At 71.8% G+C, this 17,325-nt stretch carries 15 protein-coding genes; 2 read left to right on the plus strand and 13 right to left on the minus strand.

Annotated features, from left to right (window positions below; translation table 11 throughout):
• Positions 1-188 precede the first annotated feature (188 nt).
• From D1J51_RS04825 to D1J51_RS04875, 11 genes are all read right to left on the minus strand, one after another.
• Entirely contained in the window at positions 189-1,286 is a 1,098-nt protein-coding gene (locus D1J51_RS04825) for a UDP-N-acetylglucosamine--N-acetylmuramyl-(pentapeptide) pyrophosphoryl-undecaprenol N-acetylglucosamine transferase (RefSeq protein WP_119074041.1), read from the minus strand.
• The gene (gene ftsW, locus D1J51_RS04830) at positions 1,283-2,491 is read right to left on the minus strand and encodes a putative lipid II flippase FtsW (RefSeq protein WP_119074042.1); all 1,209 of its coding nucleotides are present in this window, start codon (positions 2,489-2,491) and stop codon (positions 1,283-1,285) included. The genes D1J51_RS04825 and ftsW overlap by 4 nt, the downstream gene beginning before the upstream one ends.
• Before the next feature lies 1 nt (position 2,492).
• On the minus strand, positions 2,493-3,596 hold the full coding sequence (locus D1J51_RS04835) for a Mur ligase family protein (RefSeq protein ID WP_240422911.1): 1,104 nt from the start codon (positions 3,594-3,596) through the stop codon (positions 2,493-2,495).
• Positions 3,578-4,663 (minus strand): phospho-N-acetylmuramoyl-pentapeptide-transferase, encoded by a 1,086-nt coding sequence (mraY, locus tag D1J51_RS04840; RefSeq protein ID WP_119074043.1) that lies wholly within the window; start codon positions 4,661-4,663, stop codon positions 3,578-3,580. The genes D1J51_RS04835 and mraY overlap by 19 nt, the downstream gene beginning before the upstream one ends.
• The gene (gene murF / locus D1J51_RS04845; protein ID WP_119074044.1) at positions 4,660-6,078 is read right to left on the minus strand and encodes a UDP-N-acetylmuramoyl-tripeptide--D-alanyl-D-alanine ligase; all 1,419 of its coding nucleotides are present in this window, start codon (positions 6,076-6,078) and stop codon (positions 4,660-4,662) included. The genes mraY and murF overlap by 4 nt, the downstream gene beginning before the upstream one ends.
• On the minus strand, positions 6,075-7,634 hold the full coding sequence (locus tag D1J51_RS04850) for a Mur ligase family protein (protein ID WP_119074045.1): 1,560 nt from the start codon (positions 7,632-7,634) through the stop codon (positions 6,075-6,077). The genes murF and D1J51_RS04850 overlap by 4 nt, the downstream gene beginning before the upstream one ends.
• A gap of 26 nt (positions 7,635-7,660) precedes the next feature.
• Entirely contained in the window at positions 7,661-9,460 is a 1,800-nt protein-coding gene (locus D1J51_RS04855) for a peptidoglycan D,D-transpeptidase FtsI family protein (protein WP_119074046.1), read from the minus strand.
• Positions 9,461-9,496: 36 nt separating this feature from the next.
• Positions 9,497-10,102: a cell division protein FtsL gene (locus D1J51_RS04860; RefSeq protein WP_119074047.1), complete on the minus strand. Its 606-nt coding sequence runs from the start codon at positions 10,100-10,102 to the stop codon at positions 9,497-9,499.
• Positions 10,099-11,085: a 16S rRNA (cytosine(1402)-N(4))-methyltransferase RsmH gene (gene rsmH / locus D1J51_RS04865; RefSeq protein ID WP_119074048.1), complete on the minus strand. Its 987-nt coding sequence runs from the start codon at positions 11,083-11,085 to the stop codon at positions 10,099-10,101. The genes D1J51_RS04860 and rsmH overlap by 4 nt, the downstream gene beginning before the upstream one ends.
• Before the next feature lie 12 nt (positions 11,086-11,097).
• Positions 11,098-11,529, minus strand: coding sequence for a division/cell wall cluster transcriptional repressor MraZ (gene mraZ / locus D1J51_RS04870; protein ID WP_119074049.1), 432 nt, complete (start codon positions 11,527-11,529; stop codon positions 11,098-11,100).
• A gap of 352 nt (positions 11,530-11,881) precedes the next feature.
• Positions 11,882-12,274 carry a DUF3040 domain-containing protein gene (locus D1J51_RS04875; protein WP_119074050.1) on the minus strand — a complete coding sequence of 131 codons (393 nt, stop codon included), beginning with the start codon at positions 12,272-12,274 and terminating at the stop codon, positions 11,882-11,884.
• Positions 12,275-12,371: 97 nt separating this feature from the next.
• On the opposite strand from D1J51_RS04875, the gene D1J51_RS04880 reads away from it, so the two are divergent.
• Positions 12,372-13,472, plus strand: coding sequence for a polyprenyl synthetase family protein (locus D1J51_RS04880; RefSeq protein ID WP_119074051.1), 1,101 nt, complete (start codon positions 12,372-12,374; stop codon positions 13,470-13,472).
• On the opposite strand, the gene D1J51_RS04885 is transcribed toward D1J51_RS04880, so the two are convergent.
• Positions 13,469-13,816 (minus strand): Rv2175c family DNA-binding protein, encoded by a 348-nt coding sequence (locus D1J51_RS04885; protein ID WP_119074052.1) that lies wholly within the window; start codon positions 13,814-13,816, stop codon positions 13,469-13,471. The genes D1J51_RS04880 and D1J51_RS04885 overlap by 4 nt on opposite strands.
• A 94-nt stretch (positions 13,817-13,910) precedes the next feature.
• On the opposite strand from D1J51_RS04885, the gene pknB reads away from it, so the two are divergent.
• Positions 13,911-15,851: a Stk1 family PASTA domain-containing Ser/Thr kinase gene (gene pknB, locus D1J51_RS04890; protein ID WP_240422913.1), complete on the plus strand. Its 1,941-nt coding sequence runs from the start codon at positions 13,911-13,913 to the stop codon at positions 15,849-15,851.
• Between the two features lie 25 nt (positions 15,852-15,876).
• Here pknB and D1J51_RS04895 read toward each other — a convergent pair whose 3' ends face one another.
• Entirely contained in the window at positions 15,877-17,247 is a 1,371-nt protein-coding gene (locus D1J51_RS04895; protein ID WP_119074053.1) for a class II 3-deoxy-7-phosphoheptulonate synthase, read from the minus strand.
• Between the last annotated feature and the right edge of the window lie 78 nt (positions 17,248-17,325).

A 17,325-nucleotide genomic window follows, 5' to 3' on the forward strand; every position in this document is an offset into this window, starting at 1 on the left:
GATAGACACTCCAGCGTACCGCTTCCCGCTCCCCGGCTCCCTGAGATCCGCCGCTCATCCGCGCAGGGCGCGCTCCGCCTCCGGCGCCGGCACGAGCGGGACCGCGAGCTCGGCCGCGGACGGGGAGCCGGGTGGTTCAGACCCCGTCGCGGCGGCGGAGGAGCTGCACGTGCGACACGCACGCGATCCTATCCCGGTCGGCGTCGGGAGAGGCGAGCGGCGAGCGCCTCGCGCACCATCGAGAGCAACCGCTCGGTCCCGTCGAGCGCGCCGGCCCCTCGGGCTCGCTCCGACATGTCGGCGAGGCGGGCGTCGTCGGCGATCAGCGGGATCAGTGCGCCGCGCACCCACGCGGGCGTGAGCTCCGCGTCCTCGACCAGCAGCGCCCCGCCCGCCTCGACCACCGAGGCCGCGTTGAAGCGCTGCTCGCCGTTGCCGTGGCCGTACGGCACGAGAACGGAGGGGATCCCGAGCCCGGCGAGCTCGCTCACGGTGGTCGATCCGGCGCGCGACACGGCGAGATCGCACGCCGCGAGCGCGAGGTCCATGCGGTCGCAGTACGGCATCACCTCGTAGCCCGCGACCCCGGGGTCCTCGACCTCGGTCAGTCCGCCCCAGATGTGCAGCACCTGGATGCCGGCCGCGACGATCTCAGCCGCCGAGCCGGAGACGCCGCGGTTGATCGCGCGGGCGCCGAGCGACCCGCCGGTCACGAGCAGTGTGCGGCGTTCCGGGTCGAGGCCGAAGTGCTCGCGGGCGGGAGCCCGCAGGGCTGCGCGGTCGAGACCGGTGATCTCGGGGCGCAGCGGCATGCCGGTCACGCGCGCGCTCCGGATCGGGGTGCCCGGGAAGGTGACGCCCACGTAGGGGGTGCTGCGCGCGCCGAGCCTGTTGGCCATGCCCGGCTTGGCGTTGGCCTCGTGGATCACCACCGGCACGCCCTCCCGCGCGCCGGCCCGGTAGGCGGGAGCCGAGGCGTAGCCGCCGAATCCCACCACCGCGTCGATGCCGCGCTCGCGGATGAGCGCGCGCACCCGTCGCACGGCGCGCGCGAAACGCGCGGGGAACCGAAGCGCGGCGAGGTCGGGGCGCCGCGGGAACGGCAGGCGCTCGATGTGCACGAGCTCGTAGCCGCGCTCGGGCACCAGCCTCGCCTCGAGCCCCTCGCGGGTGCCGAGCACCACGATCCGGGCGTCGGGCTCCTCGGCGCGGATGAGGTCGGCGAGCGCGAGCAGCGGGTTGACGTGCCCCGCGGTGCCTCCGCCCGCGAGCAGGTAGCTGGTCATCGGAAGCTCCTTCCCCCGGAGTCGAGCCCAGCGTGGTACTGCGCGCCGTCGCGGGCGATCGAGATCACGACGCCGATGGCGACGAGACAGGCGATGAGGGCGGTGCCGCCCGAGCTGATGAGGGGCAGCGGCACGCCCAGCACGGGGAACACCCGGATCACCACCCCGATGTTGACGAAGGCCTGGCCGACGATCCACACCAGGATGCCGCCCGCGACCGCGCGTCCGAAGCGGTCCCTCGCGCGGGAGACGACGCGCAGCATGACCACCGTCAGCACGATGAACAGCACGATCACGAGCAGGGCGCCGATGAGCCCGAGCTCCTCGCCGATGATGGCGAAGATGTAGTCGTTGTCGGCCGCGGGCAGCCACGACCACTTCGCCTTCGAGTTGCCGAGCCCCACGCCGAAGAAGCCGCCGCTCGCCAGGGCCCACATGCCGTGGGTGGCCTGCCAGTCGACGCCGCTGTAATCATTGGTCGCGCCGGCGTGGCTGAGCAGCCGCTTCATGCGGTTGGGGCTCGAGAGCACGAAGAACGCGACGGCGAGCGCGCCGCCGAGCGCGGTGACGCCCAGGGTCTTCCAGCTGACGCCGCCGAAGAACATGGCGCCGAACACCATCGCCGCCATGATCAGCACGGTTCCGAGGTCACGGCCGAGCAGCACCGCGCCGAGCACGATGAGCGCTCCGGGGATGATCACCGGGACGAGCTCGTGGCGCATCTGCCCGAGCAGCGGCTCCTTGCGCAGCAGCACGGCGCCGACCCACACCACGAGCGCCAGCTTGAGGGCTTCGGAGGGCTGCGCGCCGAAACCGCCGATCTGGATCCAGTTGCGGTTGCCGTAGACCTCGATGCCGAGCGGCGTGAACACGAGCATCTGCATCGCGAGGCCGATGCCGAGCAGCAGCCACGCCCATCGCTTCCAGAATGCGAGCGGCATGGCGGCCGCGATGAGCATGAGCGGCAGGCCGATGAGGGCGAACGACGCCTGGCGCCAGAAGCCGCCGAAGAAGCCCTGGTTGTCGAGGTAGGAGGTGATCGACGACGAGGAGAGCACCATGATCAGTCCGAGGCCGACGAGCAGCAGCGTGATGGCGTAGAGCGCCACCACCGTCCGGTCGGTGCCGGTGTTCAGCATCGCGCCCAGGCGGATGCGCGCCTGGCCCGGGGCGCGGCCCCTCGCGTCGGCAGGTCTTCCGGTCATGTCACTCCCGCTCGCGCGAGGCGCGGTGGTAGCCGAGGATCGCCTGCGCGATCTCCGCGGGCTCGACGCCGCGGGCCCGCGCCAGTGCGCTGGCCGCGAGCAGGTTCTGCACCATCGGCGGCGAGGCGAGGTCGAGCCGTGCGAGCTCGTCGAGGGTGACGATCTCGTAGGCCTCGCTGCGCCGCTCGGCGTGGAAGCCCCGGTCGACGAGGATCCCCTCGACCACGCCGAAGCCGCTGGGCGGCGGGGAGTCGAGGCCGAAGCTGACGGCGCGCGCGCCCTCCACGACGTCGGCCTCCTCGACCATGCGCTCGGTCGCTCGGTCGGCCCGGTTGTAGACGCAGGCGACCTGCGTGCGCTCGTACACCCGCGCCTGCTCGGCCCAGAGCGCCTCGGCGTCGCGGTCGGCCGCGTCCTCGCCGCCGGCCGCAACCGCGAAGTTGAGGCAGGCGCTCGCGTACGGGGAGACCTCCCCGAGTCTCGCGAGCTGGCGGCCCGAGAGCTCGACGACGATCGCGTCGTAGCCCCGCGGATCGCGCAGCGCGTCGAGCACGGGCGACCCCGCGCCACCGGCCGGGGTCGCCCTCAGGCCGCCGGCCACGAGCATGTGCGCGGTGAGCAGCGCGGTGGTCGTCTTGCCGCGATCGCCCGCGATGCAGATCCAGTCGGCGACCCGGGGGGTCTTGTCGCGCAACCGCCAGCCGAGCTCGATGTCGCCCCAGACCGGGATGCCGTGCTCGGACGCCCACGCGACGAGGGGGTGATCGAGCCCGTACTCGGGCGATGCGACGACCAGGTCCGGGGCGAAGGCCGCGAGGTCGCCCAACCGCTCCGGGCGGCTCTCGGCGCGGAAGCGCTCCGCGCCGATCGCGTCGAGCAGCCGCTCGCGATCCGTGTCGGGAACGGCGTGCACCGCGCGCACCCGGCAACCGAGTTCGACGAGGGTGTCGGCCGCCGAGAAGCCCGCCGCGCCGAGGCCGAGCACCGCGACGCGCAGGCCCGACCAGTCGTCGTGCCAGCTCGCCAGCCGGGCCACCCTGGCCCGGGCGCTCGCCCGCTCGCCGCTCGCCTGCATGCCGTCCTCGCTCACTGCTGCAGCAGCCATTCGCCGTAGAACGCGCCGACGCCCGCGATCACGAACAGGCCGGCGATGATCCAGAATCGCACCACCACGGTCACCTCGGCCCAGCCCTTGAGCTCGAAGTGGTGGTGGATCGGGCTCATGAGGAAGATGCGCTTGCCCCTGGTCAGCTTGAAGTAGAGGCGCTGCAGGATCACGGAGCCGGTCTCGATGATGAAGAGGCCGCCGATGAGCACGAGCAGCAGCTCGGTGCGGGTGAGGATCGCCAGCGCGGCGATGGCACCGCCGAGCCCCATCGACCCCGTGTCGCCCATGTAGACGTGGGCGGGACTCGTGTTCCACCAGAGGAAGCCGGCGAGCCCCCCGAGCAGAGCCGCGGAGATCACCGCGAGATCCATGGGGTCGCGCACCTCGTAGCAGCCGGGTTCGCTCGCCGTGACCGCGCAGTGCTGCGCCGACTGCCAGAAGCTCATGATCATGTACGCGCCGAAGACGAAGATCGAGGCGCCGCCCGCGAGGCCGTCGAGGCCGTCTGTGACGTTGACGGCGTTGGTCGTCGCCGTGACGATCACCATGACCCACAGCACGAAGAGGCCGACCCCCAGGATCGGGCCCAGCACCGCGAAGTCGAACGGCAGGTCGCGGAACAGCGAGATGCGCGTCGACGCCGGGGTGAGGCCCGCTTCGTTGGCGAACTGCAGCGAGAGCAGCGCGAAGAGCAGCGCGATGACGATCTGACCCGCGATCTTCGCCCACCCGCCGAGGCCGAGCGACCGCTGCCTGCGGGTCTTCATGAAGTCGTCGACGAAGCCCACCGCGCCGGCGCCGACCGCCATGAGGATCACAAGCAGCGCAGAGGGCGTGGGCGTCTCGCCCATGATGACCTTGCCCAGGAAGTAGGCGATGACGGAGCCCGAGAGGAAGATGAGCCCGCCCATGGTCGGGGTGCCCCGCTTGGAGTAGTGGGACTGCGGGCCGTCCTCCCGGATGAACTGGCCCCAGTGCAGCCTGCGGAAGCCGCGCACGAAGAGCGGGGTGAGCAGCAGCGAGTAGAGCAGCGAGAAGCCGCCCGCGATGAGCAGTGCGATCATGCGAAGGCCTCCCCCAGTCGATCGCCGAGCCGTTGCAGTCCGGCGGCGTTCGAAGATTTCACGAGCACCGTGTCGCGGGGCCGCAGCGTGCGCAGCAGGTAGTCCTGGGCCTCGTCGTGCGTCTCGAAGAACACGCTCTCGCCGTCCCAGGAGCCCTCGTTGACAGCGCTGATGTGCAGGTGGCGCGCCTCGCTGCCGACCACGACGAGCTCGGAGATGCGCAGCCGCACGGCCTGCAGCCCCACGCGCCGGTGCTCCTCGATGGAGTACTCGCCGAGCTCGCTCATGGCGCCCAGCACGGCGATCGAGCGGCCGTCGGGTCTGCGGATCTGGGCGAGGGTGCGCAGCGCGGCGCTCATGGAGTCGGGGCTCGCGTTGTAGGCGTCGTTGATGATGGTGATGCCGTCGCGGCCGCCGAGCACCTGCATGCGGCCGGGGGCCGCGAGGGCGGCGGCCTCGAGCGCCCCGACGACTCCGGCGAACGGCAGGCCGAGCTCGAGACCGACCGCCGCCGCCGCCAGGGCGTTCATCACGTGGTGCTCTCCGAGCACCCGGAAGCGGACGGGCATCGACTCGCCGCCCGCGTGGAGCGTGAAGCGGGTGCCGTCGGGCCCGAGGTCGACGTCGTCCGCGCGCACCTCCGCGTCGGGGTGCAGCCCGAACCAGCGCACGCGGGCCGCGGTGAGATCCGCCATCCTCGCCACGCGGGGATCGTCGCGGTTGAGCACGGCGACCGCGCTGCCGGGCAAGCCCCGCACCATCTCGCTCTTGGTGCGGAAGGTCGTCTCGATGCCGCCGAACTCGCCCGCGTGGGCGAGACCGACCGAGAGCACCACGCCGATGTGGGGGGGCGCCATGCGCGTGAGGCGCTCGATCTCGCCCTCGGCGCTCGCGCCCATCTCGGCGACGAGGGTGCGGGTGCCGTCGTCGACGCGCAGCATGGTGAGCGGGCCGCCCACCTCGTTGTTGAAGGACTTCTCGGAGGCCACCGTCGGCCCCAGCCCCTCCGCCATCGAGGCGATCAGGTTCTTCGTGGTCGTCTTGCCGTTGGAGCCCGTGATGCCCACGATCGTGAGGCCCCCGCGCCCTCGCACGCGACGCACGACCTCGGTCGCCAGCGCGCCGAGCGCCTCCGTCGTCTCGCCGACCACGATCTGCGGCACGCGCCCCTCGATCTCGTCGAGCTCGCGCTCCGCCACGACGAGCGCGGCTCCGGCCTCGACCGCATTGGCCGCGAAGAGGTGCCCGTCGGTCTCCTCGCCTCGTCGCGCGAAGAAGATCTGGCCCGGTCGCACCTCGCGCGAGTCGGTCTGCGAATCGCCGGCGACGACGGTGCTCGGGCCCGCTCCGCCCGTCCCCGGCGCCAGGCGGCCGTTCACGGCGGCGGCGATCTCCGCCAGCGTCAGTTCAATCACGGAAGCAATCCTGCCTCGCGGAGCGCTCCGCGTACCTCGTCACGCGCCGAGTAGGGAAGGATCTGCCCGGCGACTTCCTGGTAGTCCTCGTGTCCGGGACCGGCATACAGGATAACGTCCCTCGGCCCGGCGATCGAAACCGCGAGGCGTACGGCCGCGCGCGGGTCGCCCTCCTCGATCACCTCGGCCCGGCGGGCGGAGCGCGCGCCCGCCATCAGCTGCGCGCGAATCGCCTCCGGCGGCTCGGAGCGCGGGTGGTAGTCGCAGACGATGACGACGTCTGAACCCGCGCCCGCGACGCGCCCCATCTCCTCGCGCTTCGTGGTGTCGCGGTCTCCGTCGGCGCCGAAGAGGAAGATGACGCGACCGGGGGCCACCTCGCCGAGCGCGTCGAGCATGGCCCGGAACGCGCCGGGCGTGTGGCCGTAGTCGACGTAGAAGCGGGGACCGTCGGCGCCCGGGTTCATGAGCTCCAGTCGGCCGGGGATGTAGACGGGGATCCGGCCCCGCTCGAGCCCGGCCTCCACCCGCGCGAGGGGCACCCCGGCCTCGTGCAGCATGATCAGGGCGAGGGCCGCGTTCTCGGCCATGAAGCGCCCGAAGACCGGCACGCTGCCGCGGAAGTGGGCGCCGTCCGGCCCCTGCAGCACGAAGGAGACGCCGTCGAGCGTCTGCCGCGTGACGGCGAGGTGCCAGTCGGCCTCCTGCCCGTACTCGGTCGCGAGGCGGACGACGGGGATCTTCGACTCCCGAGCGATCCGCTGACCGTGCGGCGAGTCCACCACCACCACGCCGCGCTCCGCGTGCTCCGGCGCGAACAGCGCCAGCTTGGCGGCGAAGTAGCTCTCCATGTCGCCGAAGTCGTCGAGGTGATCCTGCGAGAAATTGTTGAAGGCCACCACGTCGAACCGAACCCCGTCGATGCGGTGCCGCTCGACCGCGTGGGCCGACACCTCGAGCGCCACGCCGTCGACCCTCTGCTCGCGCATGCGCGCGAGCAGGCCGTGCAGCTCGGACGCCTCCGGGCTCGTGAGGTTCGACACGATCACCTCGTCGCCGATGCGGCGCTCCGCGGTCGAGCTGAGCCCGGCGGTGAAGCCGGCGGCGCGCAGCAGCTCCGCCAGCAGGTAGACGACGCTCGTCTTGCCGTTCGTGCCGGTGACGCCGAAGATCTTCGCGGAGAGGTCTGCGGTGTCGTACACGGCGGCCGCGACGTCGCCCAGCAGCTCGCGGGGGTGCCGCGCCGAGACGAGTACCGGGATCCCGGCCCCGCGATCCCGGGCGATGGCCGCGCCCGCCTCGTCGGTGAGCATCGCCACCGCACCGCGCAGCTCCGCCTGCGCGGCGAATTCCGCCCCGTGGCGCCGGGCGCCGGGCATGCCGATATAGAGGTCCCCCGGCCGCACGTCGCGGGAGTCGAGCGTCACGCCGCTCGCCGCCGCGTCACCGCGCCCGTCTGCGCCGGCCGCCCTCAGCCCGAACCGCTCGGCCAGCCGGTCGAGCGGGAGCGGCCTCGGGCGCTGCGGCCGAATGCTCAGCGCGTCTCCGATACTCACGTGCGTGTGCCTCCTGGGCCTCGGAATCAGTACTCCGTCGGCAGGGGCTCGTACTGGCCCGAGGACGGCGGGATCTGGAAGGTGCGGATGGTCGCCTGAGCGGCTTCGCGGAAGGCGGCCAGCGCGGCCTCCGCCCCGTCCCCGGATTTGGCGAACGCGATCGATGCTACCGCGACGTACTGGGGGTCGTCGGCGGGGAAGATGCCCGCGAAGGAGTTGACGTAGTCCGTGCGGTACGCGCCGGTGGCGGGGTCAACCTGCTCGGCGGTTCCCGTCTTGCCCGCGATGCGGTAGCCCGGGATCGCGATGATGTCTTTGAACCACGCCTCGTTCGCCACGGTCTCGAGCATCTGCATCATCTGCTTCGCCGTGTCCCCGCTCACCGCGCGAACGCTGTCGCCGGGGTCGAGCCGGCGCTCGGACCCGTCAGCGGCCACGCACGAGCGCACGACCGAGGGCGGCACGCGCTCCCCGCCGTTCGCGAGAGCCTGGTAGACGCCCGCCGTCTGCACGATGGTCGAGGAGACGCCCTGCCCGAACATGGTGTTGTAGGCGGTCTGGCGGTCCCAGTTCGCCACCGGGATCAGGTAGCCCGAGTCCTCGAGCGGCAGGCCCGCCTGCGTCGAGGCGCCGATGCCGAAGCGCTGCAGGTAGTCGTAGCGCACCTCGGGCGAGAGCGAGCTTCCGAGCATCGCGGTGCCCACGTTCGACGACTGCGTGAGGATGCCCGTCAGCGTCCACTGTATGGGCGGGTGCGGGAACGCGTCGCCGAAGCGCACGCCCGGCTCCGGCTCGAGGTAGTCCGGCGTGAGGTTCTGGGTGAGGGGCGTCGCCGCGCCCTGGTCGATGAGCGCGGCCGCCGTGATCGCCTTGAACGTCGAGCCGGGCTCGTAGGGCGAGGTGAAGGATCGCGCCTCCCGCTTGCTCGGATCGGAGGCGTCGACGTCGTTCGGGTCGACCGATCCGTCTTCGGCCACCGCGACGAGCTCCCCCGTGCGCACGTTCATGATCACGAGGTATCCCCACTCGGCCGAGGTCTGCTGCACCTGCTGGTTGATGGTCTGCTGCGCCTCCCACTGCAGGTCCCGGTCGATGGTCAGCTGCACGTCGCCCCCGTCGACCGCCTTCTTCTGCACCACCACGCTGCCGGGCAGCGTCACCCCGTCGGCCCCGCGCTCGTAGGTCTCGAAGCCGTCGGTGCCCGTGAGGCACTCGTTCTGCGACAGCTCGACACCCGACTGCGGCTTCTCGTCCTGCCCCGCGAAGCCGACGAGGTTGCCGCCGACGGCCCCGTTCGGATAGGTGCGCCGGTACTGCGTCTCGAAGGTGAGCCAGCCGATGCCGAGTTCCTTGAGCGCACTCAGCTGCGTGAGGTCGACGCCCCGCTTGACGTAGGCGAAATCCGACTTGGGGTTCTTGGCCAGCGCGTCGTCGACGATCTTCTGGATCTCCTCGGCGCTCTGGCCCGTGATGGCGCCGATCTCGGCGAACGCCTGTTGCGCCGTCACCTCCACCGTCGCCGCGCCCCCGCGCTCAGGGTCGGGGCGCCAGAACTTGCCGTCGTTGAGCTTGGTGTTCTTCGGCGACAGCTGCACGTCATAGCGCTCGTCGGTCGTCGCGAGCACATTGCCGTTGCGGTCGACGATGTCGCCGCGCACGCTCGAAATGGTCACGGGCACCGCCCGCTTGCCCTTCGCGTCCTCGTTCAGCGCGGCGGCCGACACGACCTGCACGTCGACCAGCCGCACGAGGAACACGACCGCGCCGACGATCACGATGGCGAGCGCCGCCGCTCGACGCAGTGAGGAGCCGCGCAGTCTCGGCATCCCGTCTCCCTTCTCGCGTGCCGCCCGGAGCGACCGTCAGCGGGTCTCGGGGCCGGGCAGCTTGCCCTTCCACCGTACCGGGGCCGCCGCCGGAGCGGTGCTCGAGGCTTTCAGCTGATTCCGAGACACGAGCAGTCCCGCGGCGTCGACGACGGGCATCGATTCGAGGGTGGAGTTGGGGATCAGGTTGCCCCGCGCCTCGGAGGTGGGCGAATCGAGCGAGCCGAGGATCGCGCCGTCGCTCAGCCGGAGGGCGGCGGGCTGCGCGTTCTGCACCATGCCGAGCGCCACGGCGTTCTCGGCGAGGTTCTGCGGCGATGCGAGCCGATCCACGTTCTGCGAGAGCACCCGCTCCACGCGGGTGAGATCCCGCTGCTCGCTCTCGAGCGCCCGCGCCTCGTAGGCGCCCTGCGACACCGCGATGCTCAGACCGAGCTGGGTCGCGAGGATCGCCAGCACGACGCCCACCGCGACGAGGGCGCCGGCCAGGGGGCTGCGACCGGGCCTGCGGGCAGAGCTCGGTGCGGGCGGCGCGATGCGCAGGTGGCGTTCCGCCGGGGGCGCGCCGGAGGGCGTCGGGACCGCGGCGCGCGCGCCGACGAGCGCGGCGCGGTCGGTCTCGATCGGAACCGTGTTGTTCATCGCGCGTCCCTCACTCGCTCGGCGGCGCGCAGGCGCACCGGGATCGCCCGCGGGTTGCGGGCCCTCTCGTCGTCGGCGGCGAACTCCGCGCCGCGGGTGAGCAGACGGAACTCGGGCCGGTGCTCGGGCAGTTCGACCGGCAGCCCGGCGGGGGCCGTCGATCTGCTGCGCCTCATCAGCTCGCGCTTGACCAGCCGGTCCTCGAGCGACTGGTAAGACATGACCACGGCTCGGCCGCCCGCGCGCAGCAGGTCGAGCGCGGCGGGGATCGCGCGCTCGAGCGCCGCGAGTTCGCCGTTCACCTCGATGCGCAGCGCCTGGAACACCCGCTTGGCGGGGTGCCGCTGACCCCGCACCGCGGCCGGCGTGGCCCGCTGCAGCACCTCGACGAGCCGGCCGCTGCGCACGATCGGCTCCTCGGCGCGCGCCGCGACGATCGCCCGGGCGTAGCGCGCGGCCAGCGGCTCCTCGCCGTAGCGCTCGAGGATGGCGCGCAGCCGCCCCTCGGGAGCACCGGCGAGCACCTCCGCCGCAGTCTCGCCCCGGCTCTGGTCCATGCGCATGTCGAGCGGCGCGTCCTGGGCGTAGGCGAAGCCGCGCTCGGCCTCGTCGAGCTGCAGCGAGGAGACGCCGAGGTCGAAGAGCGCGCCGTCGAGTGCGTCGAAGCCCGACTCGCGCACCGCCCGCTCGATCTCGTCGTAGACGGCGTGGACCCGGATCGCGCGGCCGCCGAAGCGCTCGAGCCGATGCCCGGCGAGCGCGAGCGCCTCCGGGTCGCGGTCGAGGCCGATGAGGATCAGCTCGGGGTGCGCATCGAGCAGCGCCTCGCTGTGGCCGCCCATGCCCAGCGTGGCGTCGACCACCACCGGGCTGCGGCCGTCGGCGGCGGCGAGACGGATCACCGGGGCGAGCAGCTCGAGGCAGCGCTCGAGCAGCACGGGCGTGTGCAGCGCGCCCGGATCCCGTGGCGTGTTCTGGCTCATGATGGTTCCGGGCTAGAACATGCCCGGGATCACCTCCTCCTCGATATCGGAGAAGGCGGACTCCTGCTCGGTCAGGTAGCGCTGCCAGGACTCGGCGTCCCAGATCTCGGCGCGCGATCCGGCGCCGATGACGGCGAGCTCGCGGTCGAGGCCCGCGTACTCGCGCAGGCTCTGCGGGATGGTGACGCGGCTCTGCTTATCGGGGGTCTCCGGGTGCGCGCCGGAGAGGAACACCCGCAGGTAGTCGCGGGCCTGCTTCGAGGTCACCGGCGCCCGTCTGATGCGGTCGTGCATCGCGGCGAACTCCTGCTCGCTGAACACGTAGAGGCAGCGCTCCTGGCCGCGGGTGATGACGAGGCCGTCCGCGAGCTCGTCGCGGAACTTGGCCGGGAGGATCAGTCGCCCCTTCTCGTCGAGCCTGGGCGTGAAGGTACCGAGGAACACGGGTACCTCCCTTCCTCGACTCGACCGTGGAACCCCACACTACTCCACTTTCCTCCACTTCAGGTGTTTTTCGCTCCATTTCGCGCTCACGGACGCGGGTGCGGCGAGAAATCGCGGGCCACGACCCGCTGAGTCGGGCAGCAGGGCACGCCCGGATCCCCGTTCTCCCGCGGATCCGGGCCCCTGCGCGGGCTCCGGGGAGCAAAGTGGAGGGATCCGCGCCTCCTCCGGCGCATGATCCCGATCGGAGCGGTCGACAACGAGCTGCGCGCAGATCACGGCCCCGCGAGCGCGGGCATGAAAAAAGGGATCGCGGTCAACCGCGATCCCTCCCCGAAGCCGTCGTCCGCCGCTAGCGGTCGCCGCCCATTCGCTCGTCCCAACGCCGCTCCATGCGCTCGCTGAGTGACTCGCGCGCGCTGCCGCCGGCCTGAGAGCCGCCCTCGCGATCCGGCTCGCCGGAGAGCTCGGCCTCGACGCTCGGCGCCGAACCGCGCGAGAACATCAGCATCACGCCGCCGAGCATCACGGCGAACCCGATGAGCCCCAGCCAGAGCTGCTGCGCCGCGACGCCGCCGATGAGCACTCCGACGCCTACGATCACCACGAGGATGCCGAGCACCAGCGAGCGGTAGTTCACCCGACGACGGCTGGCCGAGACCGTCTGCATCACGTCGGCTTCGCTCTGATAGAAGCCCCGCTCCATCTCGTCAAGCAGCCGCTGCTCGCGTTCTGACAGCGCCATGACGAACCTCCCGCAGTTGCTCTCGTTCTCGAAAACCCGAGTAGGAGTTTTCTTTTCCCAACAGTCTACGTCTCCAGCCCGCGACTAGGCTAGTTGCGTGCAAGAAACCACGCGACTCGCAGGGCTTATTCAGGAGCGGATAGGCGATACGCTGGCCCGTCATCGGCAGGCTCTGGAACCGCTCGGACCGGACGCGAAACCCCTGCTCGACGAGGCGATCGGCTTCCTCTCGGGCGGCAAGCGCTTCCGCGCCCAGTTCGCGGCGCTCGGATACCGCGCCACGCGACCCCTCGACCTCGCGTCGCCGGTCGGCCTCGAGTTCGGAGCCGTGCTCGACGCGGCCTGCGCGCTCGAGCTCTTCCACGCCGCGGCCCTCATCCACGACGACGTCATCGACCGCTCCGACACGAGGCGCGGCCGACCCGCCGTGCACCGGCTCTTCTCCGCCGTGCACCAGCAGCGCGGCTGGCGCGGCGAGAGCGATCACTTCGGCCTCGCCGGGGCGATCCTGCTCGGCGACCTGCTGCAGTCGTGGGCCGACGAACTGCTGCAGGCCGCGTGCGACGCCGTCCCCGACCGGGGGGCGGCTCGACGTGCGCGCGATCACTTCAACCGGATGCGCAGCGAGGTGGCGATCGGCCAGTACCTCGACGTGCTCGAGGAGCAGCGGCCGACCTTCGCCGAGCACGCCGAGCAGCTCGAACGCTCGACTCGGGTGCTCGTCTACAAGTCGGCGAAGTACAGCGTCGAGGCGCCGCTGCTCATCGGCGCCTCGCTCGCCGGAGCCCGCGAGGAGCAGGAGGACGGGCTCGCCGATTTCGGTCTGCCCATCGGCGTCGCGTTCCAGCTGCGCGACGACCTGCTCGGGGTCTTCGGCGACGAGGAGCTGACCGGAAAGCCGATCGGCGACGACCTCGCCGAGGGCAAGCGCACCGTGCTCGTCACCCTCGCCAGGGCGAACCTGCCGCCCACGCAGCGGCGCATCTTCGACGACCTCCTCGGCAGCGAGCTCGACCGCGAGCAGGTGGCGATCCTGCAGCGGACGATCCGCGAGAGCGGCGCGGTGGATCGCGTCGAGGAGATGATCACCCGCAACGTCGACCGCGCGACCGAAGCACTGCGCAGAGCACCGATCCGCCCCGAGGCGGCCGAGTCGCTAGCGCGGCTCGCCGAGCGGGCCGCGCGCCGCACCTTCTAGAAGGCGAGTCCCTGGGTCGCTCGGCGCACCGCGCTCTTCCGGCCCGACCGCAGGGCGTCGACCGGCCGCTCCCCCAGTTCCTCGTTGTGCGCGAGCAGCCAGGACACGGCCTCGTCGTTCGCGAAACCGGCATCGAGCAGCACCAGCAGCGTGCCCCGCAGCGGCGGCAGGGGGTGATCGTGCTGCACGAACTCGGCGGGCACCTTGACCACGCCGTCGATGCGCACCGCGGCCAGCTGGTGGTCCTCGATGAGGCGGTGGATCCTGCCCGGGGTGGCGCCGAGAAGCTCCACGACCTCGGGGACCGTGAGAAAGGGCGTATCGGGCGCGATGTTCTCTGGCACGCTTCAACTCTGCCAGCGTCGTGCGGGGATCGCAATCCGCGACAGCACGGCGCGGGTCGGGTGAATCGACGCCCGACTTCCGTAGACTCTCGTCGTGACCTCCGTGCCCACCGACCCGATGATCGGGCAGACGCTCGACGGGCGATACGCGATCCGCTCGCGCATCGCCCGCGGGGGCATGGCGATGGTGTATCTGGCCAACGACCTGCGCCTGGAGCGCCGCGTCGCCGTGAAGGTGATGCACGAGCACCTCGCCGAGGACGAGAACTTCACCCGGCGCTTCGAGCAGGAGGCCCGCAGCGCGGCCCGGCTCTCGCACCCCAACCTCGTGAACGTCTTCGACCAGGGTCACGACGCCGGGCGCACCTATCTGGTCATGGAGTACCTGCCCAGCATCACGCTGCGAGACCTGCTGAAGCAGCAGAAGCGCCTCACGTCCGACCAGGCGCTCGAGATCGGCGAGGCGGTGCTGGCCGGCCTGACCGCGGCGCACCACGCGGGCATCGTGCACCGCGATCTCAAGCCCGAGAACGTGCTGCTGGCTGACGACGGGCGCATCAAGCTCGGCGACTTCGGCCTGGCCCGCGCCGTCAGCGCGAACACCACGACGGGCCAGGCGCTGCTCGGCACGATCGCCTATCTCTCGCCGGAGCTCGTGACGCGCGGGATCGCCGACGCCCGAAGCGACCTGTACGCCTTCGGCATCATGCTCTACGAGATGCTCACAGGCTCGCAGCCGTTCACCGGCGAGCAGCCCATGCAGATCGCCTACCAGCACGCCCACTCCGAGGTGCCGGCGCCCTCCCTCGAGAGCGCCGAGGCGACGCCCGAGATCGACGAGCTGGTGAGGTGGACCACGCAGCGGGATCCAGAGCTCCGGCCGCGCGACGCGGGCGAGGCGCTGGAGTTCGTGCGCTCACTGCGCCACGGGCTCGCGACGGGCGCTTCGACCCGCGTGCTGCCGGAGCTCGGCGGGGCCCCGACCCCCTCGACGACCGTGCTCGATGGGGCGCAGCAGCGGGTGCTCGCGGCGGGGGCCGCCCTCGACGAGCCGCCGGGGGAAACCGCGTCGCAGCCCGACGCCCCGGTCTCTCCGCTCGAGCACGCGGCCGTCGCCGAGCGGAGGCGGGGCCGGCGCGGCAGGACCGTCGCCGTGCTGCTCGTGCTGCTCGTGCTGCTGGCGGGCGGGACCGGCTGGTGGTTCGGCCAGGGGCCGGGCTCTCGCGTGGCGGTGCCCGAGGTCGCCGGGGCCGGGATGGAGGCCGCTCAGGCTCTGCTCTCAGAGCGGTCCCTGCTCGCCGAGGTCTTCGAGTGCTCGAGCCTCGAGGTGCCCGCGGGGCAGGCGGTGCGCACCGAGCCCGCGGCCGGCGAGCGAGTGGATCGGGGCAGCAGCGTGCGGCTGTGCCGCTCCACGGGCCCCGAGCTCAAGCCGGTGCCGACGATCGTCGGGCTGCCCCTGAACCAGGCTCAGACGGCGATCGGTGATGCGGGCTTCACCGTGGGAGAGGTCGTCGAGCGGCGCTTCTCCTCCGGGGATCCCGCCGAGACGGTGCTCGCCGCGCTCGGCTCCGACGGCCAGCCGCTGGGCGAGACCTACCCGGAGCAGGGCAGGGTCGACCTCGTCGTCTCGGCGGGGGCCGTACCCGACGTCGCCGGGCTGCCCGCGGACGAGGCGACCGCCAAGCTCGCCGAGGTCGAGCTGACTGTCGACGCCGCCCTCGGATCGGAGAGCTACAGCGCCGAGGTGCCCCAGGGATCCGTCATATCGCTCGCGGGCGTCCCAGATCCCGTGCGGCCGGGAGACGCCGTCGGCCTGCAGGTGTCGCTCGGGCCGGAGCTCTTCGAGATCCCAGACGTCTCGGGCATGGGATTGCAGGAAGCGATGGACGCGCTCACGGCGGCCGGGTTCCAGCCGAGCACGCTCGTGCCCGACGCGCTCCGGGACTTCGCGAAGGCGACGGGCACGGAGCCCGGCGCCGGAGAACGGGTGCCCGCGGGCACCGAGATCCGGGTCAGGAGCACCATATCGCTCTGAGCCGGTCGCGCCCCGGCGGCCGGTCTCAGCGAGCGATCCGCTTGAGCTCCTCAGCCACCTGGAAGGCGAGCTCGAGCGACTGGCGGTGGTTGAGGCGCGGGTCGCACAGCGACTCGTAGCGGGTCTCGAGCGCCGCCTCGTCGATGTTCTCGGATCCGCCGAGGCACTCCGTGACGTCGTCGCCCGTGAGCTCCACGTGGATGCCGCCGGGGAACGTTCCTGCCTCCCGGTGCGACTCGAAGAACCCTCGCAGCTCGTCCATCACGTCGTCGAAGCGGCGGGTCTTGTAGCCGGTCGCCGTCGTGATGCCGTTGCCGTGCATGGGGTCGGTGACCCACAGCGGCGTCGCTCCGGCGTCGCGTACCCCCGCCAGCAGACCGGGCAGCACGTCGCGGATCCTGCCCGCGCCCATGCGCGTGATGAAGGTGAGGCGCCCGGGCTCGCGCTCCGGGTCGAGCTTGTCGATGAGCCGCAGCGCGTCGTCGACCGAGGCGGTCGGCCCCAGCTTGACCCCGATGGGGTTGCGCACGTGCGACAGGAACTCCACGTGCGCACCGTCGAGGTCGCGGGTGCGCTCCCCGATCCAGAGCATGTGCCCTGAGGTGTTGTAGAGCTGCCCCGTGCGCGAGTCGACGCGCGTGAGCGGGCGCTCGTAGTCGAGCAGCAGCGCCTCGTGGCTCACGTAGAACTCGGTCTGCGTGAGCGCCGCGCTCTCAACCCCGCACGCCTCCATGAACCTGAGCGCGCGGTCGATCTCGGCGGCGAGCGACTCGTAGCGCTGATTCGCCGGGTTCGAGACGAAGCCCTTGTTCCACTCGTGCACCTGCCGCAGGTCGGCGAAGCCGCCGCGCGTGAAGGCGCGGATGAGGTTGAGCGTCGAAGCCGAGACGTGATACCCCTGCACGAGGCGGTGCGGGTCGGCGGTGCGCGACTCGGCGGTGAAGTCGTAGCCGTTGACGAGATCGCCGCGGTAGGCCGGCAGCGCGACGCCCTCGCGGGTCTCGGTATCGCTCGAGCGGGGCTTCGCGAACTGGCCCGCCATGCGCCCGACCTTGATGACCGGCATGGAGGCGCCGTAGGTGAGCACGACCGCCATCTGCAGGAGGGTCTTCACCCGGTCCCGGATCTTATCGGCGGTCGCCGCCGCGAAGGTCTCGGCGCAGTCGCCGCCCTGCAGCAGGAAGGCCTCTCCGCGAGCCGCCGCCGCGAGCCGCTCCCGCAGCAGGTCCGCCTCGCCCGCGAACACGAGGGGCGGCTGCGCTGCGAGCTCCGCAGATGCGGCGTCCACGGCGGCGGGATCCGGCCAGCTCGGCTGCTGCTTCGCCTCGAGCTCGCGATACGCGTCGAGCTCCGCGAACGCAAGCGATGCAGCGGTGTCGGTGGTCTGGATCGTCATCGGCTCTTCCGTATCATTCGTGTGAAATGCGGGTACGCGAACGTCGCGGGCAGAGGCCGCAACCCTCCCATGGTACCG

The organism is Leucobacter sp. wl10 (genome assembly GCF_003569785.1).
In the GTDB taxonomy this organism is placed as follows: Bacteria; Actinomycetota; Actinomycetes; order Actinomycetales; family Microbacteriaceae; genus Leucobacter.

Excerpts from the sequence above, each read along its gene's own strand:
- D1J51_RS04825 (WP_119074041.1), bottom strand. The coding sequence starts at position 1,286 with ATGACCAGCTACCTGCTCGCGGGCGGAGGCACCGCGGGGCACGTCAAC.
- ftsW (WP_119074042.1), bottom strand. The coding sequence starts at position 2,491 with ATGACCGGAAGACCTGCCGACGCGAGGGGCCGCGCCCCGGGCCAGGCG.
- D1J51_RS04835 (WP_240422911.1), bottom strand. The coding sequence starts at position 3,596 with ATGGCTGCTGCAGCAGTGAGCGAGGACGGCATGCAGGCGAGCGGCGAG.
- mraY (WP_119074043.1), bottom strand. The coding sequence starts at position 4,663 with ATGATCGCACTGCTCATCGCGGGCGGCTTCTCGCTGCTCTACTCGCTG.
- D1J51_RS04855 (WP_119074046.1), bottom strand. The coding sequence starts at position 9,460 with ATGCCGAGACTGCGCGGCTCCTCACTGCGTCGAGCGGCGGCGCTCGCC.
- D1J51_RS04860 (WP_119074047.1), bottom strand. The coding sequence starts at position 10,102 with ATGAACAACACGGTTCCGATCGAGACCGACCGCGCCGCGCTCGTCGGC.
- rsmH (WP_119074048.1), bottom strand. The coding sequence starts at position 11,085 with ATGAGCCAGAACACGCCACGGGATCCGGGCGCGCTGCACACGCCCGTG.
- D1J51_RS04875 (WP_119074050.1), bottom strand. The coding sequence starts at position 12,274 with ATGGCGCTGTCAGAACGCGAGCAGCGGCTGCTTGACGAGATGGAGCGG.
- D1J51_RS04895 (WP_119074053.1), bottom strand. The coding sequence starts at position 17,247 with ATGACGATCCAGACCACCGACACCGCTGCATCGCTTGCGTTCGCGGAG.